The organism is Paenibacillus sp. FSL H8-0168, assembly GCF_038592955.1.
In the GTDB taxonomy this organism is placed as follows: Bacteria; Bacillota; Bacilli; order Paenibacillales; family Paenibacillaceae; genus Paenibacillus; species Paenibacillus polymyxa_B.
Genome location: NZ_CP151948.1, coordinates 4,529,592 through 4,555,572, shown reverse-complemented (window position 1 = coordinate 4,555,572; position 25,981 = coordinate 4,529,592). Strand labels below are relative to the sequence as shown.

Sequence of the window (25,981 nt, the reverse complement as noted above, 5' to 3'; positions counted from 1 at the left end):
ATGAAAAAATGGCTGGGTCATACCAATAGTGTGGTACTATCAGTTGCTGCTGTAGGTATTTTTATTTTATTGACGTTATTTCTGCGGTCTTTGGGTGGCTTTCAACTGGATCTGACGGCAGGCAAGCAGTATACGCTGTCTGACCAAACGTTGACGACCATCCAAGGTGTAAAGGAAGACGTACGGCTCATTGCTTTTACCGTATCTACTTCACAAAATCAGAAGCTGAACCGGGATGTTACGGACATGCTGAATGAATATGCCAAGCGTAACAACAAGCTTAAGGTCGAACAATACGATCTGAATCAGGAACCGATACTGGCCAAGCAATATGGTGTTACTTCAGCATCTATTGTGTTGGTGCAGGGGGAGAAGAAGCGGGTTATAGATATTGGGAGTCTATTTACGCAAGCTCAGGGGAGTGGTGAAGGGGCATACCAATTTACCGGGGAAGAAAAGCTGACTAGTGGACTGCTGGGATTATCATCTACCCGTCAAGGGAAAGTGGTCTTTCTAACTGGACATGAGGAAATCCCATTGTCCCAAATGACTGAATTAAGCAGCTCACTGTCACAAGATAATGTGAAAACAGAGGAAGTTCAGCTTAATCAGGCGGGTAGCGTGCCCAAAGATGCGTCTATATTGGCTATTGTCGGACCAGAACGTGATATCAGTGCAACGGAACTGAAGAGTATTCGTACGTATCTGAATGATGGCGGAAAGCTTTTTATGGCACTAGGCTTTCACCCGAACATGGGGTCCGATTGGAAAAACCTTGATGCATTAGCAGCTGATTATGGAGTGAAGGACACTCATGCCATCGTGGTGGATCAGGAACAGACGAATACACTTGGACCTCTATGGACGGTTCCTACCTTCGGCAGTCATGCGATCACCGATAAGTTGGCAGCTTCCAATCTGTACCCGGTTCTTTCACTGTCTATTGCTTTGCAGGCAGGAGAGCAGAAGGATTGGAAGACGACGCTTTTGATGAAATCTTCTGCAGCCAGCTATGGTGAAACGAATATCCAAGGACTGCTGAACAACGAAACGCAGAAGGATGACAAAGACCCGCAGGGGCCGCTGAATCTCGGTTATGCGGTAGAAGGAAAAGACGGCAAGCCCAAAGCCGTTATTCTCGGAACGTCGGCCCTCTTAAGCGACACTGAGATCAGCACAGGAGGCAATCGAGACTTTGTGCTGAACAGTCTGAATTATGTGCAGGAACACTCTGATGGGCTCACCATTCGTCCTCGTCAGGAGCAGGATTATAAGGTAGCTTACTTGACTCCTGCACAAGCGAAAACGATATTGACCATATCTGTCATCGGATTGCCGTTGCTGTTCGCGGTCATCGGAATCTTATTATGGTGGAGGCGAAGAAGAGCATGAGAAAATGGATACCCACAGTGCTACTGTTAGTTGTATTGGGAGCGGGTATAATCTATGCAAAGAGCCAAAACTTCTTTCGTGAACAAGCGCCGGCGGCTCGCCAGCTGGTTCAGCTTACGCAAGAGAATATTACGTCTTTCGCGATCACTGGAAAGGACGGCAAGTCGGTGGAACTTGAACAACATGATGGTCATTGGAGCATGAGCAAGCCACGGACTTACCCATTAAACCAATATACAATAGACAATTGGCTAGCGGCGATTCAAAATGTAAAGTTGGGTGAAGTGGTGGAATCTTCTCCTACAGACGTAGCCAAATATGGGATCAGCGCTACCCATGATCAGATTGAGATTAAGACCAAGAAGGGTGACGTTCGTACCTTTGCCTTCGGTGAAACGTTGCCTTCCGGAGATGCTGTTTATGTATTATCAGACAAAAAAGAGATAGCTTCTGTACCTATCGATACACTTTCAGGGTTGTTGCTGGGTGCTGATGATTTTATAGATACAACGCCGTTCGATTGGGACGATACCAAGCTGAGCGGAATAGAGTGGGAAGGCCAAAATGCTTCATGGATGCTCAAATCCTCCGGTAACAGCGGAACCGGAGACAGTGCTTCCACATCTTGGACGCTGAACGGAAAGTCAGTAGCCAGTGACACGGCGACTTCCCTCTCGCAGCAAATCAAAAACCTGGCCAGCAGTCAGGCCTTGCGCAAAGCCTCTGAGCTGAACAAGCCTGTTCACCGCTTTACGCTGAGCATATCACTGGGTAAGGATGATTCCCAGCTGGTCTATCAGGGCTGGACGCTTAGCGATGATCCAGATACCGTATGGGTTGTACCGCCACAAAGTAACTGGGCTTATGGTCTGTCAGTATCTGACGTAAATCGTGCTGAGCAGAATGGCCACGACCAAGCTCAGACTGGAAAATAATCATTAGAAATTAAATTAGCGCACAAAGAGGCTCCAACGGCGGATGATCGTCGTCTGGAGCTTCTTTGTGTTCGTTATTCGTCAGGTTTGCTGCTTTTGGAAGAAGAGCTGTTAGTGTCGTTTAAATCTTGGATAACCTGAATCAGCTCATGAAGTGAGAGATCCAGCTTATCCAGCTTTTCCTCCATCGTGTGCAGGATGTGTCGCAACAAAATAAAACAAAGTCCAGCCGGAAAGCCTACGTTGGTAACCATAGAAAGAGCATCATCCATTTGCAATGTATTCCCTCCTTTTTAGCCATATATAAAGGAAGGTAAATTAAAAGAACCATATACAACTGCATGTAAAAATAGTATAATAAATAAGAACAAATGTTCTGTTTTGGTTGTAAAATAGGTTTGCAAATTACCCTATAGTATGAGGATTTAGAAAAAGTCAAATCCAAAGAGAAAGGGTGATTTACAATGGATAAGTCTCAGCTAACATTGGTGGAACAATATCGAAAGAAGCTGTACCGCATTGCCTGGAGAATCCAGTATCGTGCTCGGGTACAAACCAATCATGAATTTGTAATGGAAAAGAACGAAGCCGTCAGCGCCCCATCTTTTACAGAATCTTCAAACTCTAATATGTACACATTACAGCTTATCAACTCTCTATCTTCTGAGATCGGAAAAATGATCATCTTTGACCTTTACATACTAGATAAAACCGAAGCACAGATTGCAAAAGAGTTAAAGCTATCCCAACAGGCGGTGAATAAATGGAAAAAGAAAATGCTCAAAGAGTTATTTCGGATGCTGAGTTCGTCCAATTGCTAAAATTAGTACGAAGTGGAGATCAGGAGGCCATGTATAGGATACTTCAATTGTTCGAGGAAGACATTCAAAAGACCAGTCGGTATATTCGTATGTCCCGTGAAGATGCTGTCCAAAGCATTGTGACTGATTTTATAGAAGAACTGCGACAAGAGTTAAAGACAGTAAAAAGTGGACAATGGATATAGCCTTGGCTATCCTTATCCGTAGGTTTACTTATTTAACGGAGGGCTTATAAGTTTATGAGTGATAACAGGGCTTCTTTTGAGAAAAGTATGAAGATGTACCCAGTCAACAGTATTCGTTCCAATGTCATCATTCTTGTTTTATTACTGTTAGATCTGTTTCTGGTTATCCCCTTAGTGGGAAATCCATACATTGCAGTTTACGTTTATGTACTGTTGCCACCGATTGTTATGATAAACATTTGGGCTCTAGTACTGGTCATCATGCCACGCAAATTGCAGTTGAATTACATTTTATTCCGTGGTGTATTTGGTTTGATTTGTTCTATGGGCTTCATGATCATGACACAAAAGTTTGCTTATGGCATGTTGGGTCTGGATACTTCATGGTATTTTATAGGTTCTTTTGCCCTTTATGGAGTCGCCTTGTATTCCTTTATAAAATATAATTTGGCGAAATTCAAAGATCCTTCAAAACATAAGAAGAAACCAAAAGTTAAGGAAAAAAACAAGAGAGCGCCTGTAGTGACGATCACCACATTTACTGGGGCTGGTTATCTGATAGCTAATGTTTCCCTCGGATTTGCTACACAACAATTAGTTGCCACAGTATTGATCAGTGTATACTCCATGCTGGCATTTGTTCTTTTCCATTTTATTATGGATTTACACCGCTACTATTGGCTTCATAAGCTGAGGAATCAGAATCAAACAACCGATTGAACACAAGAATGGAATTACAAAGTATTACCACTATCAAGAAGTTTTGTAATGAATAATAGCCTGCAAACGCCCCATATATGTAGGGGTTCGCAGGCTTTTTAGGTTGTACTAATTAGTCAACATACTTATTGCCGTCAGCATCAATATAGATGGATTGAACAGCTGTGCGACGGTACGGATAACCTGCTTCTGTGGTGCCGCTAATTTCATAGGTTACAGAATAGATGCCGGGCTTGTCCGCTTTGGATAGCTCTATTTGTCCGGTAGGTTTAACGGTTTTTTGCTGTACCGTCAAACCTTTGGAGGCAGAAGTGACTGCTTGCTGCGGATCACCATAATATTGAACTTGGTAGGTAACTTGTGTAACGCTGTCCGGGGAATCCTGTGGTTTCAGGTTTAGCTTCGGGCCCACTGCATTCAGATTGTATTTCAGCTCTGGAACTTGAACAGCCTGGTAACGTGCAATCAGGAGATATGCTCCTTGATCAGGAACTGTGACGTTCAGTTTATAGGTGCCCGGTTTTGGATTTTGAATGACGGCGTTATGATGCCAGGCACCAGCAAAAATATCGTCATCATAGCCTGCTTTCAGATTAATAATTTCACTGGTACCGTCAGGCTTGGTTAGTTCCAGCTTACTCACACGTTTATCGCTGATCCAGTCCAGATCAATGGATTTGACACCATTTTCAACAGTGAGGGTTTCTGAGGCTTTTCCATTATAATCGCCGCCTCGGATAAAGTAAGAATTATCGATCTCGTTATAGGTGGATTGTACAGCAGAAGCAGTTAGGGAAGAAGCTGAAAGTGCTTCAGTTTCCTGATTCAATGCTGGAGTGTTCGCTTGGAGGTAGGGTTGGATCAGGGAGAAGACGTAAGAACCGGTACGAACCTTGGCATGATCCCAAGATCCGATTTTAACTACACGTCCGCCGGGGAGCTTAGCGTTGTCGACTGTGACCACCCCATCATTTTTACCAAAGGTTGAGAGGTAAAGTCCGCCCAGTATGTAGGAAGCAGTGCCGTCAGACCAGTTATCACCAGCAAACGTGAAGAATGGAATTGTAGTTGCGTTGCTGAGTGCATCGGTCTTGGATCGGAAATACTTCATATAAGATGTTTGTAAAGTGGAGGTACCGGGATTTTGTGAGCCGACGATGTCTGCCAGCCATCCGGCCCAGCTGCTGTAGGCGAGATCTGCAAGTTGTGATCCATGATGGGGACTGCTGAGGGTGATGACACGTTGAACATAAGGAGCGGCTCCGTTATATACGAGAGCGGTTTGAGTATCCACTCCACCTTTGCTGTGGGCGATGATAATGAGCTTTTTTCCAAAGTGGTTACTGATGACCTTGATTTTGTCGGCTAAAAGCTTACCATTGTCCCACATATCCTGGGATGTACCATTTGTATCGTACAGATTAATGGTGGCCGTCTGGTATCCGGCGTCACGTGCGCGATGAAGCATGTCGTTATTATTTTTGGTCCAGACTTCAGCGCTACTGTTCAAACCATGTACGAATAATAATGCAGGTTTGGCAGGATCAACGCGATTAGGTGGTGGGCCTTCTGCCCAGCTTCCGGCGGGATCTTTCGGGGGTTGGGGTGTAGTGGAGCCTGCAAAAGCGCCGACGGGTACAAGGGTAACTGATAACAAAAAAATGAACATTAAAACAGTGATCTTTTTCAAACTGAAAATCCTCCTTTGTAAAATAAAGTATTTTTCAAGCTTATTATACATGCCATCTTGTGGTAAATCATCAATTGTATTTCATATTTACATTAAAATTTTATTTTTTTAGTCATTTTTTAGTCAGGATATCCCTATGATTCATAGCGCATGATAATCTCGTCACACATTTTATAATGTATGGAGGATGAGTTCATGCCAGGAACTAAGAAGGTCATCAGTTTTACGATTTCTGCTGCTTTACTCGCCAGTATGGCTGCTTTGACCGGGTGCGGAAATGCCGATCATAACGTTCGTACGAACAGTACACGCTATAACGCGCAAAGCACACATCATATGGATGGTGTGAACCGTAATGGTATGGATGGTGTGAATCGTTATGGGGTTAAGTCGAATGGTATGGACGGGATGTCATTGAATGAAAATGTCAACCGAACCGGACATCCAGTCCGTAATCTGCAAGTCGATCGCAATTTGTCCAAACGTATATCTGAGATGCCGGATGTAAAGTCTGCGACAGTGCTGGTCGGTGAACGACATGCCTATGTAGCCGTTTCCTTGAAAGACCAAGCCAACGGAACAGGTGTCGGTGCTCCAAGTGTTGACGGTACTCCAAGTGCTAATAGTATTGGACGTAACGGTAATGTACCGAGTGTGAATGGCGTTAATGGCACTAGAGGAAACCGTACTACGGATACTACAACGCCTGGAATGACAGACAATGGAGTTGCCGGAAATGGAGTTACCGGGAATGGAACACCTGCGCGTCGTGATGACGGTTTATTCGGTACGATGGGTACAGGCTCGTATGGTATGTTGCGTGGCTTGGCGAACAACAATGGCACAGATAACAGAAACACCACAATCGAGGGAGCAAGAACTGCATATGAACCAAGTGATGCAGTCAAGAGCCGAATCGCGAATAAAGTTAAGCAATTTGCACCTTCGATTGAACAGGTGTATGTATCGGCTAACCCGGATTTTGTCAAACAAGCCACTGACTTTACACACAGTGTGCAAAATGGTCATCCGATCAGAGGCTTGAGCAATGAAATGGTGGATGTGATTGAACGTGTATTCCCGACCCCGGCGGCTGGTACAAACCGTCCAATGGAAAATACAGCACCCACACGCCCACAAAATCATACGCCCGCGCCGATGAATCATCGCTAATTCAAACCCTATAAGTGTGTGCAATGCCAAAGAAAGAGCTATCCATCTCAGCGAATACGCTGGTGGATAGCTCTTTAGTTTTGGGGAATGATAACTATAACTGAATTATTTGCGCAATCCTTTAATCCATACGCCTTGCAGCTTTAACTCTCCATCCAGTAACAGGATATCTGCTTGTTTACCTGCTTCTAGCGAACCTGTACGATCAGCAATGTGCAAGGATCGAGCCGGATTTAGGCTGGCCATTTGTGATGCCGCGGGAATACTCATACCCACATGTTGAACCAAATAGCGGAAGCCTTCAATCATCGTTAGTGTGCTTCCTGCCAAAGTGACCCCATCCTCCAGTCGCGCTACACCGCCCTGCACGATTACCGGCAAATCGCCGAGCGTATATTTCCCGTCTTCCAGACCAGTAGCAGACATGGCATCTGTGATGAGAATGAGATTATGATCCTGCTTTAACCTAGCGAGCAAGGAAATGGCGGCGGGATGCACATGAATGCCGTCCGCGATGATTTCTGCTTCAATGCGCGGATCAGCAAGTACGGCTCCGGCGGCTCCCGGCTTGCGATGATGCAGCGGAGTCATAGCATTAAACGCATGCACCGCATGGTTCAGCCCCGCCGTCGTTGCCTGTTCAACCTCTTCATACGTAGCATCTGTATGACCGAGAGCCGCGGTAATGCCATGGCTGCGCAGCCATGCAATCAGTTCCAGCGCTCCTTCCCGTTCGGGCGCAAGCGTGAGCTGGCGAACAAGGCCTGGATAGCGCTGCTCCCATTCTGCCACCCATGAGAGATTCGGTGGCACGATATGTTCCGGGTTTTGCGCTCCCGGCCAGTTCGGACTGATGAACGGCCCTTCCAGATGTACGCCCTCCAACTGAGCATAGGGCATTGGTAGTGCCATATAAGCGTGAACTTCACTCAATACTCGGTCAATCTGTTCCTTGGGCGCGGTCATGGTGGTAGCCAGCATAGCCGTCGTTCCTTGTGAACCGTGAAAGGAGGTGATCGTATCCAGCACCTTTGGACTGGAGTCCATAAAGTCCTCACCGTTACCGCCGTGAACATGAATATCAATAAAGCCTGGTAGCAGATAGCCTCCTTCCAGACGCACAATTTTTACCGTTCTCGCTGCACTTTCTTCCTGATTTGCCAAGACTACCGATGTCCAATCGGCCGGCAAATTTCCCTCGGAACCAGCATAAACAATGGACTGCCCCTCAATGACGACAACCCCTTTTTCAATGATGTCATTTCCAACGACAACTTGCCCATACAGTAGCTGGGGTACGTTACCACTCATTTCATCTGACTTCAATTGAACCATCCTCCCGCTTTCTGATCCAGTAAAATAAGTACGTTGGGGTGACATTGCAGCAAAGAAGCCGGACACTCAGTCGTGACAGGTCCAGTTAAAGCCTGTTTTATAATGTTGGCCTTATCCGCACCAAAAGCCACCAGTATAATTTGCTTCGCCTTAAGAATCGTGCCTACTCCCATCGTAACTGCTTGCCTGGGTACAGCATCTATTTCGCCAAAAAATCGAGCATTTGCCGAGCGCGTACTTTCTTTCAAATCTACAACATGTGTGGCTCCAGCCAAGCTGTGACCGGGTTCGTTAAAGCCGATATGCCCATTATGACCAATGCCAAGCAACTGCAGATCCACGGGGCCATGATCCAGAATAGCCTGCTCGTGCGCTGCACATTCTGCTGCCAGATCTAGTGCATTCCCGTCAGGAACACGTGTATGGGATATGGGAATGTCGATATGCTGGAACAAGTGCTCATTCATAAAGCTTCGATAGCTCTGCGGATGTTCTGGGGGAAGACCAACATATTCATCAAGATTCACGGAATAGGCGCGTGCAAAACTGACCTGTTCCTTGCGGTACATATCTGCAAGATGTTGGTAAATGCCAATCGGCGTACTACCGGTGGCCAGGCCAAGCATAGCCTGTGGTTTGGATAGCAGCAAGCTAGCGATCACAGCGGCGGCAGTAGCGTTCAGGTCTTCACGGCTGTTCAAAATGCGTATGTTCATCTTAGTGACCCCCTGGTTGTTTTTTGAGCTTGCTCACTTGTTGATATGAACCTTCCAATCTTGGAATATATTTGTCAAAATCTGCGCTCACCATACCTGTAAACAGAATATCTATAATATGAAGCTGGGCGATGCGAGAGGCCATATCCCCACGTCGCATTCCTTCCTCCAATGAAGAGGAAAATAGCGCAATATCCGCAAGGCCTGCCAGCGTATTGTTTCCGAAGGAGGTTAGGGATAGTGTCTTGGCCCCCTGTTCCTTTGCACAGCGTAGAGCCGCAATGGTCTCCTGGGTTTCCCCTGAATAAGAGACGGCAAAGGCGACATCTTCCGCTCCGAGCGAGGAGGCAGAGGTGATCTGCATATGGGAATCTGCAAAGGCAGTGCTGTTCTTGCCAATACGGATGAGCTTCTGGTAAAAATCCTGGGCCACAATCGACGATGTCGCCATGCCATAAAGATCAATACGGCTCGTGGCTGACAGCCATGCAATGGCCTGCTCCAGCTTGTCGAAATCCAGCAGTCGGGTCGTGTCTGCAATGGATGCGGTATGGTTCGCCTGAATAGCCTGCACGATTCGGGAAAGTGAATTTCCGGCGACAATATCCTGATAGGATTCTTCACCATTACGGTTGGAATGGGACAACTCGGCGGCCAGTTTCATTTTGAAATCGGGATAGCCTTTAAAATGTAGTGATTTGCAAAACCGCGTAACGGTCGCCGCACTTACACCACAACGCTCTGACAGCTCCCGAATACCCAGATGCAACACATCTTCCGGGGATTGCAGGATGGATTCCGCCAGCTTGCGCTCCTGTACGGGAAGCTGCTCCAGTCTATGGGCTAATGTATGAAGAATGGGGGACATGAGCTGTGCTCCTTTGGCTGTAGAGTGTTTGTGTGAAAATAAGTATCGTATATAAGGAGGATATAAAGAAAAACATTTTCACGTGTATTGTAAAATAATTCTGCTGCTCATGCAAGAGATGTGAGAAGAATTTTTATTAGATTTTGCGAAAAAATAGCCAGCGAAAATTGTAGAAGTTATCATACATTAATTTACATATTGCGAGTTTTACTTACAAAACAACCTATTGACTTGTCTCTTCATTGGAGGAGTATAATTGAATAAAGTTCCAGTGAAGGAATTTTTCTAGGAGCTTTCTTTGCAGAGGGCATCGTTGGGTGGAACGAACAGAATCTCATTCACAAGGAGGAGTTTGCTATGCAAAGCCAAGTGATTGAAATGATCAGCGCGGTTAAGGAAGATCCTGAACTGGTCGCTAAGCTGGATGGACATTCGGACATTATTCATGATGCGGGACTGGATTCGTTGCAGTTGGTTCATTTCATGCTGCAAGTGGAGGATGCGTTTGATGTGGAGATTGATTTTGATTCCTTTGAGCTAGAGCATTTGAGCTCGGTAGATGCGTTTTGCAGCTACATTCAGGGGATCAGCGATGCGGAACAAGCGCCGCATCTGGAGGGAATGGAGACGGTCTGACGTACAGCTAGGTACATGTGCCTGAAAATCCATTAAACGAGGTGTTAGCATGCAGCCCAAAAGCAATGTGCTGATTGATGAGAAAGCGTTCAAGCTCATCAAGCGTAACCTGAAAAACGCTTCTGTATCTTACCGTAACGCCACACAGGACCCTACTTTCAAAACGGACATGCCCCAGACGATCGGCATTAAGCTGACTAACCGCTGCAACCTGAGATGTACACACTGCTTTGAATGGAACGAGGAAGGCTACCATCACCAAATGGATAAAGAAGAACAAAACATGGATCTTGCTCCGGACATGCTCCGGCAAATTTTGAGCGAAACCAAGGAAGCCAAGTCCAGACTGTACATGTGGGGCGGCGAACCGATGTTTCATCGACGTTTTGATGAAATTTTGGACGTGCTGGCGGAAGATCGGCGCGAAATGACCTTTTGTACAAATGGGTTACTTATTGATAAATATTTGGACCGGATTTTGGATTTGTCCGAAAATCTGGAGTTATTAATAGCGATTGAAGGTTTTGAAAGAGAACACGATTTAATCCGCGGTAAAGGCACTTTTCAAAAAACAATGCGGCAGATGGATAAGCTGATTGAACTGCGCGACCAGGGATTGTACAAGGGACGGGTAACTGTCCATGCGGTCATTAACGATAACATGATCGGACGGATGTACGAATTTCTGCAAATGCTGGAGGACAAAAGGCTGGATCTGGTGCTGCTGACGTTCCCCTGGTACATTTCCAAAGAAACCTCCCTCAAAATGGATGAATATTTTACACGTAATTTCTCCTGGCTCCGACAACTTGAAGAAAAAAATATTAGTAGCTGGCATGCTTTCAAATATAAAATCAACCCGGATAACATCGATCCTCTGATGCAGGAACTACAGCGGATCAATGAGCGAGTATGGAACATTCGCGTGCGCTATCAGCCCGGTTTGGATTATGAGGAAATTGATAAATTTATCCATGGCGAGGAAATGGTCAGCCGTTGTTCCAATCATTGTTTGGCGCTCACCTCCAGAACAGATATTTTACCAGACGGGAAGGTCATGCCTTGCAAATTTTTCAGTGAATTCACGATTGGAAGCATGCGTGAGCATAGTCTGAAGGAGATATGGAACTCGGATGCGTATGAGAAAACTCGTCAAAAGATTAATCATGAAGGATTGACTCCGGTGTGCTCCAAATGCAGCGTATTGTATCTGCATGGGGCAGGCTCTCTGAAGTACATTTAGTTTTCTATGGATGTTGTTTGTTACTGGATGGAAGAGAGAGGGATGATGACAAGACGTGACGACTAAAACTATTAACCTTGTGGAAGCGCTTGCGCATGAACGAGACCATGGAGTCCTGATTTGGCTGTTTAATATCGGCGCAGAGCAAGTGTGGCATCCATCCCCCCGCAAGGGGGGCATGGTAGACCGGGATGAACAGCAGGTCGTAAACCGGATGGAGGAAATGAATCTCCTGCTATGTCGAAGTCAGGATGTCATTGTACTTCGGGAACAGCCGGATGAGGCGTTTCTGGACATGCTTCAACGGTTGGGCTTTAGCCTGCCGCGTATTGAGGTGCCGGAGCCTTCTGATCCCCTTACGCCGATTTCAGAGCTGGTGCTGGCGGATGAGGCGCTTTTGGCACGACTGCGTACGGTTGCAGATGCAGGCCACAGCAGCAGCGGAGCCAAAGCGTGGCTCGTCCCCTATGCGGTCACACCGCAGGAGGAAGCGATCGCGGAGCTTTGCGGGCTGGAGCTGATCGGCGCTCCATCCGCGGTCAGTGCTCAGGTGAATGATAAAATATTCAGCCGCCTGACCGCGCAAAAGCTTGGTTTTGCTGTCAGCGAAGGCGCTGTATGTGCAGACGAATCGGCGATCCGCAGGGAGTGTGCCAGACTGGCTGACTTATCGGATGGACCTGTGAAGCTGATTATCAAGCAGCCGCACGGTGCCTCGGGACAAGGCATGTATATGCTGGACGAGCTGTCCAAGCTGGACACGCTGCTGAGTGTGATGAGGCGCTTTGGCGGCTCGTCGCCATCTTCCGGCGGCTGGCTGGTGGAGCGCTGGCACAATAAGCAGATGGATCTGAACTACCAGCTCTGCATTGACGAGGGCGGTGGTGTGACGATGTTTTCGCTAAAAAGACAAAACGTGGATGGCACCGTATATATCGGATCTCAAGTGCCGGCTGAGATTGGCGATGCGCTGGAGGAAGAAGTGAGACGCTGCGCCTACCAGCTGGGTACGTATCTCTATTCTATTGGGTATACGGGAATGGCCTCTATTGACGGTTTTGTTGACGAAGAAGGTTTGCTGGTTCCAGTTATTGAGATTAACGGTAGGTTTACGTTGTCTACCTATATTTCATTCCTGTCATCCGTCCTGGGAGAACAGCATAAAACATTATCCCGTTATTACCGCAACGTTACTGCTACACCTCTCACCTACAGCCGCTTGTGCGGGTTGCTCGCAGAGGAGGGCTTGCTCTATACGCCCGAACGTCCAGAAGGGGTGTTTGTGTATACGGCGGGTACATTGTCTGGTATTCCTGTGAAGCGGGGCTATGTGAACCGAATTTTCACACTTATTTTGGCAGACAGCTGGCAGGAAGCTGATGCGTATGCGCACAAATTGGAAGGTATCATTGCTGGATTAGGATGCTCATAAATTGGAGGGAATCAAAAATGAAAACAGATGTATACCATGTAGTACCCTTGCTGGAAAAGATTTTGAAGCTGGCTCCGGGAGAGCTGGAACAGTTGACTCCGGATCAGGATCTGCGAACCTTGGGGCTGAATTCCTTATCGGCTGTGGAATTAATTGTAGAGTTGGAAAATGAGCTTGATATTACGATGGAGGACGACGATCTAGTGCTGGAGCATCTATCTACACTGCAAGGCATTGAGCGTCTGCTGGGCAAATATGCATAAGGGCGCCGAAAAGGCAAGGTTGATGCAGGGATCCGATATGGAGACTCGTCATGATTCCGTTGTGGACTATGGTGCAGAAGAAGTGGCAAACGCTCTTCCAGGGAAACATTGTGTATATTCTTCCCTGCGTACCTCATTGCGGAGGTACGGGGTGAACATGGCCGAATCCGAGCTATTCATGCTGTGTGGGAGTATGTGCGCAGAGTACGGTGGAGATTTGAAGCGCTTCGGACCTGAGAAATATCCAGAGCAGCTTCAAGAAATGGCAGCCAGTGGCGGACCTGTTATTCGGGTGGAACCGTGGGTCGCTGGTGTCAGCGATGAAACCGACCTGTTGCGGGTACTCACATCGGGCTACGGTACCATGCTGCATACGTCGAGCACCGCTTTAACCTATCACGATGTATATGTGAAAAATTACCCAAGGGGCCACGTGATTGAGTTGTGCGGGTTGGACTTGCAAGAACGGACAGCACAGGTGAATGATAGCTTCCTGCTCGATTCCTCGGGACATGCCATGACTTATGTAGGCTCAGCTCGGCTCGACGATCTGATGCAGGGCATTATTGAGTATGCATGGCTGGTGGAGCAGCCTGCCCCGCTTTCGCCAAGTGAGATGCATGCTGCGTGTGCTCATCATATTCGACAGTATTTGACTGGACACGAAGCCATCTGGAGAGGCGTACCTACGTCTAATGAGTCGGAAAATCAAACGGGGAAAGCTGTAACAGGCAAACAGGTCAAGCGGGGAGATGAGGGGTACCGGGCATTTGTCGGTGACTTCCGTCTGTTGGCAGACATGGAGGATCAGGATTTTCGGACGTACTGTCATGAAATCTATTACAATCTGCGATTGGGCAGTGCCCTTCATTTGACGGATTATACAGCTGATTATTGCTTGCTGCATCAAGCCACGCTGGGGCCACAAACACAGCACGTAATTGAATTGGCACAGGGGCTGTACGCGGATTGGCACAAGCTTAATCTGCATATTTACAAAACAGGGCTTCAACTGCGCAAGCATCGGATGCCTGAGATTACGGAACGAGCTTTGCATTTAATTGAAAGACAGCGGCATATGCTGGAGGAACTGATGATTTTAGCAGAGCAAGCAGCCGAGTAGTTCAGAGCACTCGGCCTTATCAGGCACGTTCATCCAGGGGTTACGCGCAGAGGAAAGAGGAGGGGAATTGATTGCCGTCCATTACATTAAACCAATTGTCGAAAACATTTACGTACTACAAAAAGGAGCCGGGCGTGCGCAAATCGTTACAAAACTTGTTCAGGCGTCAGCAGCTGACCAAAGAGGCTGTACAAAATGTCAGCTTTAGCATTGAGGAAGGCGAAATTGTCGGATTTCTCGGTCCAAATGGAGCGGGCAAAACAACGACGCTCAAAATGCTGTCTGGCATTCTCCATCCCACGGACGGGGAGGCATCAGTACTCGGCTTTACCCCGTGGAAACGACAAAAAGAGTTTAAACGTCAGTTTTCCATTGTAATGGGACAGAAAAACCAGCTCTGGTGGGATTTGCCTGCAAGCGAGTCATTCGAGCTGAACAAGCTTATCTATGAAATCGATGACAACCGTTACAAAGAGACGCTGGATGAACTGGTCACCCTGCTTGGGGTGGAGGAGCAGCTTCATGTGCAGGTTCGGCGGCTGTCTCTCGGCGAGCGTATGAAAATGGAACTGATCGCCGCGCTGCTGCATCGTCCACGGGTCATTTTGCTGGATGAGCCGACCATCGGACTGGACCTTGTTTCTCAGCGGCGGATTCGAGAGTTTTTCAAAGCCTATAACCGCACGCACCGGACGACCATCCTGCTGACAAGCCACTACATGAAGGATATTGAGGATTTGTGCAGTAGATCCATCATTATCAGCGGGGGCAGATTGGTCTATGACGGAGACTTACACAAGGTGAATGAGGTCATCGGTGCCCGTAAATTACTTAAGGTTCGACTGGAGACCCCTGTATCCAACCTAACATTGGCGAGCCTCGGCAAACTTCGCTCCAACTCGGAGATGGAGGCGGTATTTGAGCTGGATGCAGAAGATACCTTGGCTTGGTCCAAAAAGATTTTGGACGCACTGCCTGTCGTTGATTTTACGATTGAGGACGTCCCGCTGGAAGAGGGGATAGCCAATTTGTACGATGGGGGCAGGCTGGCCGATGCGAAATAACAAATATGTGAAGGTACTCCAGCTTGGCATGCAAAACGAAATGGAGTATCGGGCTAATTATTGGCTCCAAATGGCGGGATTCATGCTGCCGATCATGACGCAAATTTTTCTCTGGCTAGCTGTATTCGGTTCTTCGGGACAAGCAAGAGTGCTGGGCTACTCTCTGCCAGAAATGCTGGTGTATGTGGTCATGGCGGGAGTAACTGGAAAACTGATTGCTACGGGCTTTGAATACGAAATTGCTACAGATATCAAGGAAGGTGGACTGGCAAAATTCATGGTACAGCCTGTGCATTATTTTGCTTACCGTTTTTGCCGGTTTATCGGAGGCAAAGTCATACAGTCCGCGGTCGTGCTGCTGGCGGCTGCTATTTTGCTGTTATGTCTTAGCCTGGAAGGACAAATCAGCTTCGGGCTATCGTACATCTTGCTTTACATATTGGCGTTGCCGGGAGCGCTTGTGCTTAATTTTGTGGTCTATTATGCGCTGAGCGGCATAGCCTTTTGGGTGACAGAATCGGCGGGGCTATTTTATACACTGTCGCTTGTCATTTACGTAGCTAGCGGTACCGTGTTTCCGCTGACGATTTTTGGAGATGTTTTGGCCCGTCTGTTCAGTCTGCTGCCGTTCAGCTACACTGTATTTTTTCCGGTGAATGCGTTAACGGGCAAGCTGACTTTGCTGGAAGCCGCTAAAGGCATTAGCGTGCAATGGCTCTGGATTGTAGTGCTGGCGGCCGTATCACGCTGGGTGTGGCAAGCCGGGGTCAAACGCTTTGTCTCGGTGGGGGGTTAACATGAAAAATGTTTTCCGAAACGTTTTGCGCTACATCAGACTGTACTGGAAGTTTGTCCAGTTTTCCGTCATGTCGCAGATGGAATACCGCATTAATTTTATAACGGCATTTCTGGTTGAAACAGCTTATTTGCTTATCAAGCTGCTGTACGCATCGGTTCCATACCGCGCCGGGACGGACATTAACGGCTGGTCTCCTGACGCCATATTGTTATATATCGGCGTGTTTACGATGATGAGCGGATTTTATAGTGGATTGTTCTACAGTAATTTTACAAGCCTGCCTGACAAAATTCGTACCGGCTCACTGGATGTGCTCATGACCAAACCCGTATCGCTGCAATTTATGGTGACACTGCGTCAATTTGAGCTGGGCTATACCGTGCCGAATGTAATTGGCGGCGGAATTATGACAGGGATTGGCTGGTATCGACTCGGATTGTCGTTTAATTTTGAAACCGCGGGAGGGTTCTCTGTGCTGCTCGGATGCGGAGTGCTTACGGCATACTCCGTATTTTTGCTCCCCCAACTGCTGGCCTTCTGGATTATCCGCACGAACGGCGTTACGGAGCTGTCCAACAGCATTTTCGAGACAAACTATGTGCCGATGGCCGTGTACAGTAATCTGATTCAGCGTATCGGTTTGTTCGTGCTTCCGGTGTTTGTCATTTGTAATTTTCCGCCCATGTTCATTCTCGGCAAAATGGATACCGGGTTGGTGGTATGGGCATTTCTCGCACCTCTCTGGCTGCTGGCGATCATCCGCCTGATATGGCAGTTTGCTCTACGTGATTATACGAGCGCGAGCCAGTAGCGCTACCGTGTAGTGGGCCAATAATGAAGCAGGAAAGGAAGCGAATCATATGAATGCGATACCGAATCAGCGTCATTTGTATATGGGAACGTTCGAAGCGGAGGCTTACTGGCGGGATGCCCAGTTAGCTTCCCTGCCAGCCCTGCCTGACCGGGCTTCTTCTGCGATTGTAGCAGCCATGGATGAACTGCTGTTCAGCTTTTGCCAGCCAGGAGATGCGTTATTGACCCGTTATGCCATTTCGCCCGTACATCGTCAGTATATCGCGCAGTTGGGCTTTCATCCGGCTGTCAACGAACGAGATTTGACCGACGGAATGGAGCGTGCAGGTAACGTATCAGCCGCTTCAGTATTTGAACTGCTGGGCAGTCGTAAGGCCGATGCTGGAGAGGGGTTTCCTCAACTGGAAGGCTGTGTGCTTAGCCCGTTTGCGGGTTTACCGCATGTGGAGGAGGCTGCACGTGCTTGGGGTATAACACTGCATCAGCCGCCGCTGGAAACGATTCGCAAGGTAAATGCCAAAACGTATTCCTCTGATCTGAAACGCAGTCTCGGTCTGCGCAACCCGGGCTATATTGTGACTTCGTTTGCAGATGTCGCTGAGGCGGGGCGTAAGCTGCTGCGGGATGGAAGCTTTTTAATCAAGGATGATTTTGGTGTATCGGGCAAAGGAAACCTGCACATTACCTCGACACAAATGCTGGACCGGATCGTATCGTATTTGCGTGGACAGGAGCGTAAAGGCAAACAGGTGCTTTTCCTTTTGGAGCCTTTTCAGGAGAAAGAGCAGGATTTTTCATGCCAATTTACGATTGGTGATGATGGAAGTGTCGATATCCTATCTGTACAATGGCTGGCTAATACTCAATTCTCTTATCGGGAATCCTTGTCGCCGGACGTGGCTTTTTTAGAGCGGCTGGAGCGCGAGGGCTATTTTAGCTTAATGCAGGATGTGGGACGGCAATTGTATCAGGATGGTTATTATGGCGATGTATGCATTGATTCCATGACACTTCGTGGTGGGAAGCTGGAGCCTATTATCGAAATTAATGCCAGAAAGTCGATGAGTTTGATCAAGTATCAGCTCGATACCTTTCTGGCCGGGAAAAATATGCGTGGCACGCTGACGAATTATTCACTGTCCCATGATGGCAGTCTATCCTATGAAGAACTGCTGGAAGGGCTGAAAGGTGAAGGATTGTTGTTCACAGGTGAACGGGAAGAAGGTGTCATGCCTCTGGGTGCCAATACATTATATGTGAACACAGGTGGACGAGATGGCGAGAACAAGATTGTGGGCCATACAAGCACGCCAAGCAGAAATGCAACCGGGCGCGGAGGCAGATCGCCTGTCAAGCAGGTTCGTGTGAGCGGGATTGGGGCCAGCGATGGCGGATCAGAAGGGAACGGCATGGCTAAGCCGGACTTGAATGGTAAAAAAGAAACTGCTGGAAGCGAACGGGCACGAGGTAAGGGGCGTCTTTATTTAGAGCTGGTTGCTGCGAGCGATGAGGATAAAATGCGATTGACTACAAAGCTGGAGCGTTTTTTGGCAGAGCATCATTTTACAGTGCTGAATTAAACGGGAGGCGTATGAGCATGCGTAAGAGTACGGATAAGCTTATGAAGGTAACGATTTTGTGTTCCGGTTTCGGATTGGGCTTTTATACCCCTGGCTTGTTGTTGCAAGCGGGTCTTCGCAGGCTGGGCGTGGATACGGCGATTCATGTATTTGAAAATGTGCTGCCAGAATCGGCCCGTCTCAAGGTCGACAAAAGCCGCAAAGCTTACCATGACAATTTTGCGGTGGCCTTAATGTCACAAAAGGTCCCGCAGGATATGCGTAATTCACTGGATCTCGCTGCAATGGAAGTGCTGCTGAACCAATGGATGGAGGAGGATCGGCGGTATTTTATATGCTTATCCGGTCATTGGATGTATGTACTGGAGGAGTATCGCAAGCGCAGAGAACCGGAGTCGGTGCATGTGGACATCGTGTACATGGATTCGACACCTTCTCCTTCCTGGAAAAATCTAGCCAAGCATAACCCGCGTTTTGCGGAGGGCTGTGGGGAAATGACCTTTTTTGAAAATGATAAGAATAGAGTCAGCCACTATATTGATGTGCCGGCCGTGGAGTATGTTCCGTTTGAAGAGCGGCAATCCCGCTTATTCGTACATGGCGGCGGCTGGGGCATGGGCACATATCGTGACAAGGTTGGACGGTTGGAAGAAGCGGGCTGGGAGCTGGATCTGCTGTTGTATGATCAGGATCAACCGGATGAACAGCGGGAAAGTATACGCTATTTTCAGATGGACCCGCAGTGGAGGACATGGCAGCGTAATGAAGCCGGGGAGCATACATTTCCGCCTTTCGGAGAGGTGAAAAGGGGCGAGAAGACAGTATATCAGGTCGGACCGGATTACCATAGCATGCTGGACCAAGCATGTCGTGTCCAGGCCATTGTCAGCAAGCCAGGTGGTGGCAGCCTAACCGACTCGTTCGCTACAGCCACTCCACTCATTATGCTGGAGCCATTTGGTGTGCATGAAAAGCATAATGCAGATCTATGGGAACGGCTGGGACTTGGTATGCGATACGATACGTGGATACAAACCTATGACGGCAGTGCTCAGATCCTGGAGGATATGCATCGCAGGATCGTAGAGCTGCGCAGTCGGACGCCGCGTTATATAGAGTCGTATGTGAATAGCATACAAATGCAGGCAAGAGCATCGGGAATGGAGCAGGGGTTATGAACGCTGCGGCGGCTGCGCAAGAGCCTGCGATGCGAGATATTCGCTTTGGGATCATTGGCTGTTCTGCCATTGCTCCCCGTGCGTTGCTGGAACCGATCCGACATGTTGCAGGGGCACGCGTGACCGCGCTTGCGAACCGCACGGTTGCCAAGGCAGGAGAAATGGCAGATCGTTTTGGCGTCAGTGTCGTTTATCGGCATGCTGAGGATATGCTAAAGGACCCGGAGATCGATGCTGTATATATTGCGCTCAGCAACGACTTACATGCCGAGTGGATTGACAAAGCATTACGGGCTCATAAGCATGTGCTGGTGGAAAAACCGTTATGCCTGAATACGGCTGATCTGGCTCCCTTGGCAGTGACAGTCGAACAGAGTAGCGCTTACCTGCTGGAGGGAGTGATGGTGCAGCACCATCCTTGGCAGCATGAACTGCTGAGGATGGTAGAATCGGGGCGTTATGGTCGCTTACGCTCCATAGAGACGAGTCTATGCATTCCGGCAAAAGAAGGACATGCGGACAATTACAGATCTCGTCCGGAGCAGGGTGGGGGATGCTTTTGGGATCTGGGCGTGTACTGGCTACAGCTGCTTCAAGCCGTCGTTGGATTAGAGCAGGCGGAATTCCATAGTCAATCGGATTTCGATGGTCCTCATGGCTGTGACTGGACATTTCGTGCGCAAGCCCGTTATCCGAGCGGATTGGAGGCATCTGCCCTCTTTTCATTTGAGCGCCCTTATCGCTGTGCTCATGTACTGACCTTTGATTCGGCAGTAGTCACTTTAAAGGACTGCTTTCGGGCCAATTTAGGTTTTTATAAAATGACACTCAAGACAGAAATAAAGAAGGATATCATGCCGAATATAACGGATGTGGATGCACTGCCTGTGTTATCACAGACATCTTCGCATACCAAAACGGTTTTCGAGCCTATGAACTATTATGTCAATCAGTTGAATACCTTTTGTAGCATCATCCGGGGAGAAGCGGAGCCCATTCCATTTCGCGAGGCTGCTGAACGCGTCAGACTGCTGGCAGCCATTCATGAAGCAGCACGCTCGGGCGAGACGATTTATGCAGTATGAGTATGATTGTGTTTTCGAGCGGAGGGAAGCAAATGATGCAAAATACGGAGTATCAAGGCAAAGAGAGGAGGGGAACTCAGGTGATGGATAAAAAGGACGAAGCCTTACTGGAGCGTTTCGGCGAGCATCCGACGCCATTTTACTATTATGACGGGGACGCGCTGCATGCCCACGTCAGCTCGTTGCTATCCCGATTGCACCCGGACGTGCGTGTACATTATGCGCTCAAGGCTAATGGTAACGTAGCCTTGGCTGGGTTGCTGCGTTCGTTAGGTTGTGGTGTTGAGATTGCTTCGGCTGGAGAAATGTTCGTCGCTATGGAGGCCGGGTATGCTGCGGAAGACGTGCTGTACGCCGGACCGGGAAAAACAGTAGCCGAGCTGAACGAGGCGATAGCCTATGGAATCGGCTGTATTCATGTCGAATCGGTGAGGGAGCTGCGTCTGCTGGAGGACATTGCTGCCCAAACGGGCCAGCTTGTCAGGGTAGCGGTCCGCATCAATCCCGATAACGATCTGTCTGGAGCAACGATTAAAATGGGTGGTGTTCCGCGCCCCTTTGGAGTGGATGAAGGGCAGCTGGATCACTTTTTTAAGGTGCTGGAAGATTGCCCACACGTCCATTTTCAAGGTATTCAGGTATACACAGGTACGCAAATGTTGAAATCGGATCAGATTTTAGCTTCATTTGCGAATACGCTGCAGTTGGCAGAACGGGTACAGGCTCAGTATGGTGTGGCGATGCATACGGTCAATTTGGGCGGCGGATTTGGTGTACCTTATTTTGCTCATGAGGAGCCGCTCGATATGGATCACGTCATTGACGGACTGAACACACTCGCGGAGCAGACCCGAACCCGCATGCCCGGGGTTAAGCTAATCATCGAAAGCGGCAGGTATCTGGTTGCTCAATCGGGCATGTATGTCTGCCGAGCATTGTATACAAAGGAATCCAAGGGAGAGAAGTTTGTCGTGGCTGATGGTGGCATGAATCACTACGCCGCAGCTACTTTTCGAGGACGCCGCATTAGGGACAACTACCCGGTGAGAATTATGCGCAGGCAAGCGGGAGAATCGAAAGAACCCAAAGAACGAGAAGTGGAACCAACCCTACGGATGGGACAGAGAGACGCTTCTGCTCAAACGGCTGTTGCTGTCGAACAATCACTAGAAGAGGTTGCAAACCGAGTAGGAGGGCCTCTGGAAGAGGCATCCATAGAGCTTGAGACGGTAAGCGTTGTTGGTCCGCTTTGTACACCCGAGGATTGTATTGTGAAAAAAGCGCAGCTTCCCCCGATTCACGAGGGCGATTATATTGTTTTTCCGAATGCAGGTGCCTATGGATTAAGCTATAGTCCACTACAATTTCTGGGACATGCTACCCCGGCGGAGCTGCTCGATTTTCGTGGGGAGGTGCATGTCATTCGTGAACACGGTGACCGCACAGACCTGCTGCGTCATCAGCGCATGATTCCGTTGCCTGAGGATGTGCTGTAAGTGAGCATTTTGCATAAATCCCAAGAGCGTTTTCAAATCAGCAATATATAGATCGAAACGCTTTAGTTCGTCTATATATTGTACTTACGAGCGTTGGGAATCGAATTATGCAAAATGCTGAAGTATGTAAAAAAACGCCAAACTCATGGGAACCGATACAAATCGGACCTGTGATTTGGCGTTTTTTACATGATGAGTAGGGTAGTATCGACTTAATGTTGCTTGGAACTGCGTATTTCCTGACGCACAAGCTGCCATACCATAAAGATCAGTACAGCGATTTGTGGGACAAAGGTTTCCCAAGTTGGATACATTCCCAGCCAGCTAATAGACGGAAGCGAGGAGGCAGTGTGCCCCGGAAGCTTGCCAGCCACCTGAAGCGAATGAATACTTTCGCCCAGAAATCGGAATACGAGATAGTAAATCAGTACAGTGGCAGTCAGGAAAAATGCGCGAATCGGCAACCGTACACTAAATTTAATGATCGCAAACGCCAGAATGACCAGAATAAACGTCGCCGAGCTAATGCCGATCAGCAATTGCGAGGTTTCGATGGCTGGAGCCATACCGACATAAAAGATAGCTGTCTCGGCTCCTTCACGCAGAATTGCGAGCGCAGAAACCGCAAATAGCGACCACAGGCTTCCCCGTGCCAGCGCGTTGCCCACGCTGTTTTCCACAAAGCGGTTCCACGCGGCAGCATTGGATTTGCTATGCAGCCAGCTACCAACGGTCAGCATCAGCACGACCGCCACCAGCCCGGTGACACCCTCCAGCAACTCACGCATGCTGCCTGATGCGGCAGCTGCCACCAGTGTGGTGAATAGTACTGCCAGAATTCCGCTCAGCACCAGCCCCGTTCCGGCTCCTGCCCATATCCACCGTCCAGCCACGGCTTCGCCGCTTTTTTTGGCATACGCCAGCAGAGCTGCGAGCACGAGAATGGCCTCCAGGCCCTCACGCAGCAAAATCAGCGCAGCATCCCACGCAGTGTAAGAACGTTCTTCCGTCAACGGACGGAGTCTGTCCAGCATCTGATCAAGAGTCTGAATGGCTTTGTCCGTATTCGGTGGAGAAGACAGCAGATATCCTGAAGTCTCGGTCATTTCATTTTCAATTGCAGTGTAAGACGTCGGATCGGCAATTTGTACATGTCCTTCGACAGAAGGCCACAGAGCGATAAACTGCACTACCTTGTCAGCCGCTTGCTCTGATTGATTAGCTACAGCATCTTGGCGTGCGGATTCGAGCAAGGTGACTGCATCGCCTAGGGAAGCAGCCGAACCATTCGCCGTTCCGGCAGCCGTATTGCCTGCATTCGTTCCTTGACCTGTGTTCATAGATTTACCCTGACTATAATCAGACAGCAGAGTCGTTAATTCCTGCATTTCCTTGAGAGCCTGTTCTTGGCGAATAGGCTCAGCTTGCATGGAGATGCGGATGAGACTGATTTTAGTTTCGAGCGAACTGTATACCGGGAAATTGTCCAAACGAATCGGTGTTTCTACTTGATACCAGTCTTTGACGATTCGATCGTAATCCACCCGGGCAGCAGCCCAATCGCCTTTTTGCATGGCGGCCAGACTGCCCTTCGCCATGGGAAGCAGTTTTTCCGCTGCTTTGGCTCCAGCCGGGGCTGGTTTGTCCCCTTCGGCAGCAGTGACGTACTCATTGACCGAGCGCGCCAGCACGGATAAGGCAGCTTTCGCTGGTTCCCCGCCGCCACTGGCGAGTGTCTGCTCCGCATCGGTGAGTGCTTGATCTACAGCTTCGATGTGAGCTGAATCTCCGCCATTTGTTTTGGCGGTCTCCCACAGCGTGCGGAATTCTTTCAGATCCTTGGAGGCTTCCGTCCATTGGGCTTGTCCCGCCTCCACCAGTGCTCCGCCCACTACAGGCATTAGCTGATCATTGGTGACAGCTTTGGCATCTGTTTGTGCAAAAGCGACCGACCCGGAGCCGGAAATGAACGGAGTTACGGTCAGCAGCAGAGCTGCCACCAGCACAAACACCCACCCCAAGCTTTTATTGCGCCGATTCATATAAATCCCCTTCCTTGCCTGCTGTTAAAATAACGTATCCCCGATGTAGCCACCTTGCGATACACCTGGGAAGCAGGCGAACACCGCACTGCCTTTGTGTACAATGTATTCGTTCAGCTTGTCATTGCGTGCAAGCTTCTCCTGAATATGAACGAACTGCTTGAACAGATCACGCTGATAGCTGATGAACAGCAGCCCAGCATCCAGCTGTCCTGTTTGCTTGTCCAATCCGCTTGAATACGAATAAGACCTCCGCAAAATATTAATGCTTCCGTCCCCATGAGCCAAAGCCACATGAGAGGTGGGAGGTGTAACCGGCTTGCCTTCCGGATTTTTGGCCGCCAGATCAAGCTTGTCGAACTCCTTGACCTTACCGAGTGGGGCCCCGCTGCTGCGATGACGTCCAAAAGTATCCTCCTGGTCGCCCAATGTTGAGCGATCCCACACCTCTACCCGCATGCGTACACGGCGAACAGCCATATAGCTGCCGTTGCCCATCCATGCTGGTCCGTCACTGGTCTGTGTCCACACCAGCCGATTCATCTCGCCTGCCTTGGAGGTGTCGGGGTTCCCTGTACCGTCCTTGAAGCCCAGCAAATTGCGCGGTGTGCTTCCCGCAGGATCGGCCTGTGCTGTCCGCTGGAAGCCTTCCTGCGTCCAGCGAAGCACCGCCGTTCCTCTGGCGATACGTGCCAAATTACGCAGGGCATGGAAGGCTACCTGCAAGTCATTGGCACATACCTGCACTCCGATGTCGCCGCCGCACCATTGCTCCTCCAGGGCATCCCCTTGAAAACGGGGCAACTCACGGAACCCGACAGGTTTAAGCCCGGCCAGGCCGTATCTTCCATCAAAAAAGGATGGGCCCACACCAAAGGTGATCGTCGTGCGGGATGGCGACAATCCTGCCGCCTCGCCCGTATCGGAAGGAGGGAGGTTGAGGTTTTCATTATCGTTGCCAAGCAGCACGCCAGAAGTCATTGTAGCGCTTGCTTCCGTCCAAGCTTTGAAAAGGCTGCGTACCTGTTCCTTGTCGCTGGTTGTTAGATCGAAAGCGGCGAAGCAGATGAAATCCTGCGCCGGAGTCACAATACCTGCCTGATGCTTACCGTAAAAAGGGATTACATCTTTGGTATCCGCATCCGTCATCATGCTTTCGAGACGTTGACCGGCTGACAGCACGGCTCCCACGCCCCCGCCGCCAAGCAGGAGGCCTAGTCCACCTACCCCGGCCAGCTTCAATAGGTCTCGGCGTGATACGGATTTGCTTTTTCCTGACGGCTCATCTTCCACTAGCTTCGCATCCTTTTTTACCAGATCGCCCTGTTCATTATGGGATTCCGCATACTGCGGCTTTTCTAGCCCTTTTTGCCGCTTAAAGCCTTTCATATC

At 49.0% G+C, this 25,981-nt stretch carries 25 protein-coding genes; 18 read left to right on the top strand and 7 right to left on the bottom strand.

Going from position 1 to position 25,981, the window contains the following annotated elements; all coding sequences use genetic code 11:
• Both MHI21_RS20105 and MHI21_RS20100 read left to right on the top strand, forming a co-directional pair.
• A complete protein-coding gene (locus tag MHI21_RS20105) occupies window positions 1–1,392 on the top strand; it encodes a GldG family protein (RefSeq protein ID WP_341163227.1) in 1,392 nt (463 codons plus the stop codon).
• Window positions 1,389–2,327 carry a DUF4340 domain-containing protein gene (locus tag MHI21_RS20100; RefSeq protein ID WP_342418792.1) on the top strand — a complete coding sequence of 313 codons (939 nt, stop codon included), beginning with the start codon at window positions 1,389–1,391 and terminating at the stop codon, window positions 2,325–2,327. The genes MHI21_RS20105 and MHI21_RS20100 overlap by 4 nt, the downstream gene beginning before the upstream one ends.
• A gap of 74 nt (window positions 2,328–2,401) precedes the next feature.
• Here the strand turns inward: MHI21_RS20100 and MHI21_RS20095 are convergent, their stop codons facing one another.
• Window positions 2,402–2,605: a hypothetical protein gene (locus MHI21_RS20095; protein ID WP_311079638.1), complete on the bottom strand. Its 204-nt coding sequence runs from the start codon at window positions 2,603–2,605 to the stop codon at window positions 2,402–2,404.
• Between the two features lie 186 nt (window positions 2,606–2,791).
• On the opposite strand from MHI21_RS20095, the gene MHI21_RS20090 reads away from it, so the two are divergent.
• From MHI21_RS20090 to MHI21_RS20080, 3 genes are read left to right on the top strand one after another with little or no spacing between them, the layout of a single operon-like run.
• On the top strand, window positions 2,792–3,148 hold the full coding sequence (locus MHI21_RS20090; protein WP_025719486.1) for a hypothetical protein: 357 nt from the start codon (window positions 2,792–2,794) through the stop codon (window positions 3,146–3,148).
• Window positions 3,091–3,333 (top strand): helix-turn-helix domain-containing protein, encoded by a 243-nt coding sequence (locus MHI21_RS20085; RefSeq protein ID WP_081330688.1) that lies wholly within the window; start codon window positions 3,091–3,093, stop codon window positions 3,331–3,333. The genes MHI21_RS20090 and MHI21_RS20085 overlap by 58 nt, the downstream gene beginning before the upstream one ends.
• 54 nt (window positions 3,334–3,387) lie before the next feature.
• Window positions 3,388–4,053: a hypothetical protein gene (locus MHI21_RS20080; protein WP_165179150.1), complete on the top strand. Its 666-nt coding sequence runs from the start codon at window positions 3,388–3,390 to the stop codon at window positions 4,051–4,053.
• A 112-nt stretch (window positions 4,054–4,165) separates the two neighbouring features.
• Here MHI21_RS20080 and MHI21_RS20075 read toward each other — a convergent pair whose 3' ends face one another.
• Complete coding sequence (locus tag MHI21_RS20075) at window positions 4,166–5,743, bottom strand: alpha/beta hydrolase (protein ID WP_342418791.1); 1,578 nt, start codon at window positions 5,741–5,743, stop codon at window positions 4,166–4,168.
• A gap of 195 nt (window positions 5,744–5,938) precedes the next feature.
• Between MHI21_RS20075 and MHI21_RS20070 the strand changes: the two genes are divergently transcribed.
• Window positions 5,939–6,916: a YhcN/YlaJ family sporulation lipoprotein gene (locus MHI21_RS20070; RefSeq protein WP_342418790.1), complete on the top strand. Its 978-nt coding sequence runs from the start codon at window positions 5,939–5,941 to the stop codon at window positions 6,914–6,916.
• Window positions 6,917–7,021: 105 nt separating this feature from the next.
• Here MHI21_RS20070 and nagA read toward each other — a convergent pair whose 3' ends face one another.
• Genes nagA through MHI21_RS20055 form a run of 3 tightly spaced genes read right to left on the bottom strand, consistent with a single transcriptional unit; the run spans window position 7,022 to window position 9,835 of the window.
• Complete coding sequence (nagA, locus tag MHI21_RS20065; protein ID WP_342418789.1) at window positions 7,022–8,242, bottom strand: N-acetylglucosamine-6-phosphate deacetylase; 1,221 nt, start codon at window positions 8,240–8,242, stop codon at window positions 7,022–7,024.
• Entirely contained in the window at window positions 8,239–8,967 is a 729-nt protein-coding gene (nagB, locus tag MHI21_RS20060) for a glucosamine-6-phosphate deaminase (RefSeq protein ID WP_342418788.1), read from the bottom strand. Before nagB ends, nagA begins: the two co-directional genes overlap by 4 nt.
• 1 nt (window position 8,968) lies before the next feature.
• Complete coding sequence (locus MHI21_RS20055) at window positions 8,969–9,835, bottom strand: MurR/RpiR family transcriptional regulator (RefSeq protein ID WP_069290270.1); 867 nt, start codon at window positions 9,833–9,835, stop codon at window positions 8,969–8,971.
• A gap of 357 nt (window positions 9,836–10,192) precedes the next feature.
• On the opposite strand from MHI21_RS20055, the gene MHI21_RS20050 reads away from it, so the two are divergent.
• From MHI21_RS20050 to MHI21_RS19995, 12 genes are all read left to right on the top strand, one after another.
• Complete coding sequence (locus MHI21_RS20050; protein WP_013311713.1) at window positions 10,193–10,471, top strand: phosphopantetheine-binding protein; 279 nt, start codon at window positions 10,193–10,195, stop codon at window positions 10,469–10,471.
• A gap of 49 nt (window positions 10,472–10,520) precedes the next feature.
• Entirely contained in the window at window positions 10,521–11,714 is a 1,194-nt protein-coding gene (locus MHI21_RS20045; protein WP_061828875.1) for a radical SAM protein, read from the top strand.
• Window positions 11,715–11,769: 55 nt separating this feature from the next.
• Window positions 11,770–13,146 carry a peptide ligase PGM1-related protein gene (locus MHI21_RS20040; RefSeq protein WP_165179156.1) on the top strand — a complete coding sequence of 459 codons (1,377 nt, stop codon included), beginning with the start codon at window positions 11,770–11,772 and terminating at the stop codon, window positions 13,144–13,146.
• A 17-nt stretch (window positions 13,147–13,163) separates the two neighbouring features.
• Window positions 13,164–13,409: an acyl carrier protein gene (locus MHI21_RS20035; protein ID WP_023990061.1), complete on the top strand. Its 246-nt coding sequence runs from the start codon at window positions 13,164–13,166 to the stop codon at window positions 13,407–13,409.
• Entirely contained in the window at window positions 13,402–14,532 is a 1,131-nt protein-coding gene (locus MHI21_RS20030) for a hypothetical protein (protein WP_342418787.1), read from the top strand. The genes MHI21_RS20035 and MHI21_RS20030 overlap by 8 nt, the downstream gene beginning before the upstream one ends.
• 71 nt (window positions 14,533–14,603) lie before the next feature.
• The gene (locus tag MHI21_RS20025) at window positions 14,604–15,596 is read left to right on the top strand and encodes an ABC transporter ATP-binding protein (RefSeq protein ID WP_165179158.1); all 993 of its coding nucleotides are present in this window, start codon (window positions 14,604–14,606) and stop codon (window positions 15,594–15,596) included.
• Window positions 15,586–16,392: an ABC-2 family transporter protein gene (locus MHI21_RS20020; protein WP_165179159.1), complete on the top strand. Its 807-nt coding sequence runs from the start codon at window positions 15,586–15,588 to the stop codon at window positions 16,390–16,392. Before MHI21_RS20025 ends, MHI21_RS20020 begins: the two co-directional genes overlap by 11 nt.
• Before the next feature lies 1 nt (window position 16,393).
• Window positions 16,394–17,206 (top strand): ABC-2 family transporter protein, encoded by an 813-nt coding sequence (locus tag MHI21_RS20015; RefSeq protein WP_165179160.1) that lies wholly within the window; start codon window positions 16,394–16,396, stop codon window positions 17,204–17,206.
• Between the two features lie 49 nt (window positions 17,207–17,255).
• Window positions 17,256–18,788 carry a hypothetical protein gene (locus MHI21_RS20010; RefSeq protein ID WP_341163234.1) on the top strand — a complete coding sequence of 511 codons (1,533 nt, stop codon included), beginning with the start codon at window positions 17,256–17,258 and terminating at the stop codon, window positions 18,786–18,788.
• Window positions 18,789–18,805: 17 nt separating this feature from the next.
• Complete coding sequence (locus MHI21_RS20005) at window positions 18,806–19,966, top strand: UDP-glucuronosyltransferase (protein ID WP_342418786.1); 1,161 nt, start codon at window positions 18,806–18,808, stop codon at window positions 19,964–19,966.
• Window positions 19,963–21,051, top strand: coding sequence for a Gfo/Idh/MocA family oxidoreductase (locus MHI21_RS20000; RefSeq protein WP_341163236.1), 1,089 nt, complete (start codon window positions 19,963–19,965; stop codon window positions 21,049–21,051). The genes MHI21_RS20005 and MHI21_RS20000 overlap by 4 nt, the downstream gene beginning before the upstream one ends.
• Before the next feature lie 83 nt (window positions 21,052–21,134).
• Complete coding sequence (locus MHI21_RS19995; RefSeq protein WP_165179246.1) at window positions 21,135–22,547, top strand: alanine racemase; 1,413 nt, start codon at window positions 21,135–21,137, stop codon at window positions 22,545–22,547.
• A gap of 212 nt (window positions 22,548–22,759) precedes the next feature.
• Here the strand turns inward: MHI21_RS19995 and MHI21_RS19990 are convergent, their stop codons facing one another.
• Both MHI21_RS19990 and efeB read right to left on the bottom strand, forming a co-directional pair.
• Window positions 22,760–24,589, bottom strand: a complete 1,830-nt coding sequence (locus MHI21_RS19990; protein WP_342418785.1) for an FTR1 family protein — start codon at window positions 24,587–24,589, stop codon at window positions 22,760–22,762.
• Window positions 24,590–24,613: 24 nt separating this feature from the next.
• A complete protein-coding gene (efeB, locus tag MHI21_RS19985) occupies window positions 24,614–25,978 on the bottom strand; it encodes an iron uptake transporter deferrochelatase/peroxidase subunit (RefSeq protein WP_165179165.1) in 1,365 nt (454 codons plus the stop codon).
• Between the last annotated feature and the right edge of the window lie 3 nt (window positions 25,979–25,981).

Bases quoted from the DNA above. Each gene is read 5' to 3' on its own strand.
- MHI21_RS20105 (WP_341163227.1), top strand. From the start codon at position 1: ATGAAAAAATGGCTGGGTCATACCAATAGTGTGGTACTATCAGTTGCT.
- MHI21_RS20100 (WP_342418792.1), top strand. From the start codon at position 1,389: ATGAGAAAATGGATACCCACAGTGCTACTGTTAGTTGTATTGGGAGCG.
- MHI21_RS20090 (WP_025719486.1), top strand. From the start codon at position 2,792: ATGGATAAGTCTCAGCTAACATTGGTGGAACAATATCGAAAGAAGCTG.
- MHI21_RS20085 (WP_081330688.1), top strand. From the start codon at position 3,091: ATGGAAAAAGAAAATGCTCAAAGAGTTATTTCGGATGCTGAGTTCGTC.
- MHI21_RS20080 (WP_165179150.1), top strand. From the start codon at position 3,388: ATGAGTGATAACAGGGCTTCTTTTGAGAAAAGTATGAAGATGTACCCA.
- MHI21_RS20070 (WP_342418790.1), top strand. From the start codon at position 5,939: ATGCCAGGAACTAAGAAGGTCATCAGTTTTACGATTTCTGCTGCTTTA.
- nagB (WP_342418788.1), bottom strand. From the start codon at position 8,967: ATGAACATACGCATTTTGAACAGCCGTGAAGACCTGAACGCTACTGCC.
- MHI21_RS20055 (WP_069290270.1), bottom strand. From the start codon at position 9,835: ATGTCCCCCATTCTTCATACATTAGCCCATAGACTGGAGCAGCTTCCC.
- MHI21_RS20050 (WP_013311713.1), top strand. From the start codon at position 10,193: ATGCAAAGCCAAGTGATTGAAATGATCAGCGCGGTTAAGGAAGATCCT.
- MHI21_RS20045 (WP_061828875.1), top strand. From the start codon at position 10,521: ATGCAGCCCAAAAGCAATGTGCTGATTGATGAGAAAGCGTTCAAGCTC.
- MHI21_RS20035 (WP_023990061.1), top strand. From the start codon at position 13,164: ATGAAAACAGATGTATACCATGTAGTACCCTTGCTGGAAAAGATTTTG.
- MHI21_RS20030 (WP_342418787.1), top strand. From the start codon at position 13,402: ATGCATAAGGGCGCCGAAAAGGCAAGGTTGATGCAGGGATCCGATATG.
- MHI21_RS20020 (WP_165179159.1), top strand. From the start codon at position 15,586: ATGCGAAATAACAAATATGTGAAGGTACTCCAGCTTGGCATGCAAAAC.
- MHI21_RS20015 (WP_165179160.1), top strand. From the start codon at position 16,394: ATGAAAAATGTTTTCCGAAACGTTTTGCGCTACATCAGACTGTACTGG.
- MHI21_RS20010 (WP_341163234.1), top strand. From the start codon at position 17,256: ATGAATGCGATACCGAATCAGCGTCATTTGTATATGGGAACGTTCGAA.
- MHI21_RS20005 (WP_342418786.1), top strand. From the start codon at position 18,806: ATGCGTAAGAGTACGGATAAGCTTATGAAGGTAACGATTTTGTGTTCC.
- MHI21_RS20000 (WP_341163236.1), top strand. From the start codon at position 19,963: ATGAACGCTGCGGCGGCTGCGCAAGAGCCTGCGATGCGAGATATTCGC.
- MHI21_RS19995 (WP_165179246.1), top strand. From the start codon at position 21,135: ATGGATAAAAAGGACGAAGCCTTACTGGAGCGTTTCGGCGAGCATCCG.
- MHI21_RS19990 (WP_342418785.1), bottom strand. From the start codon at position 24,589: ATGAATCGGCGCAATAAAAGCTTGGGGTGGGTGTTTGTGCTGGTGGCA.
- efeB (WP_165179165.1), bottom strand. From the start codon at position 25,978: ATGAAAGGCTTTAAGCGGCAAAAAGGGCTAGAAAAGCCGCAGTATGCG.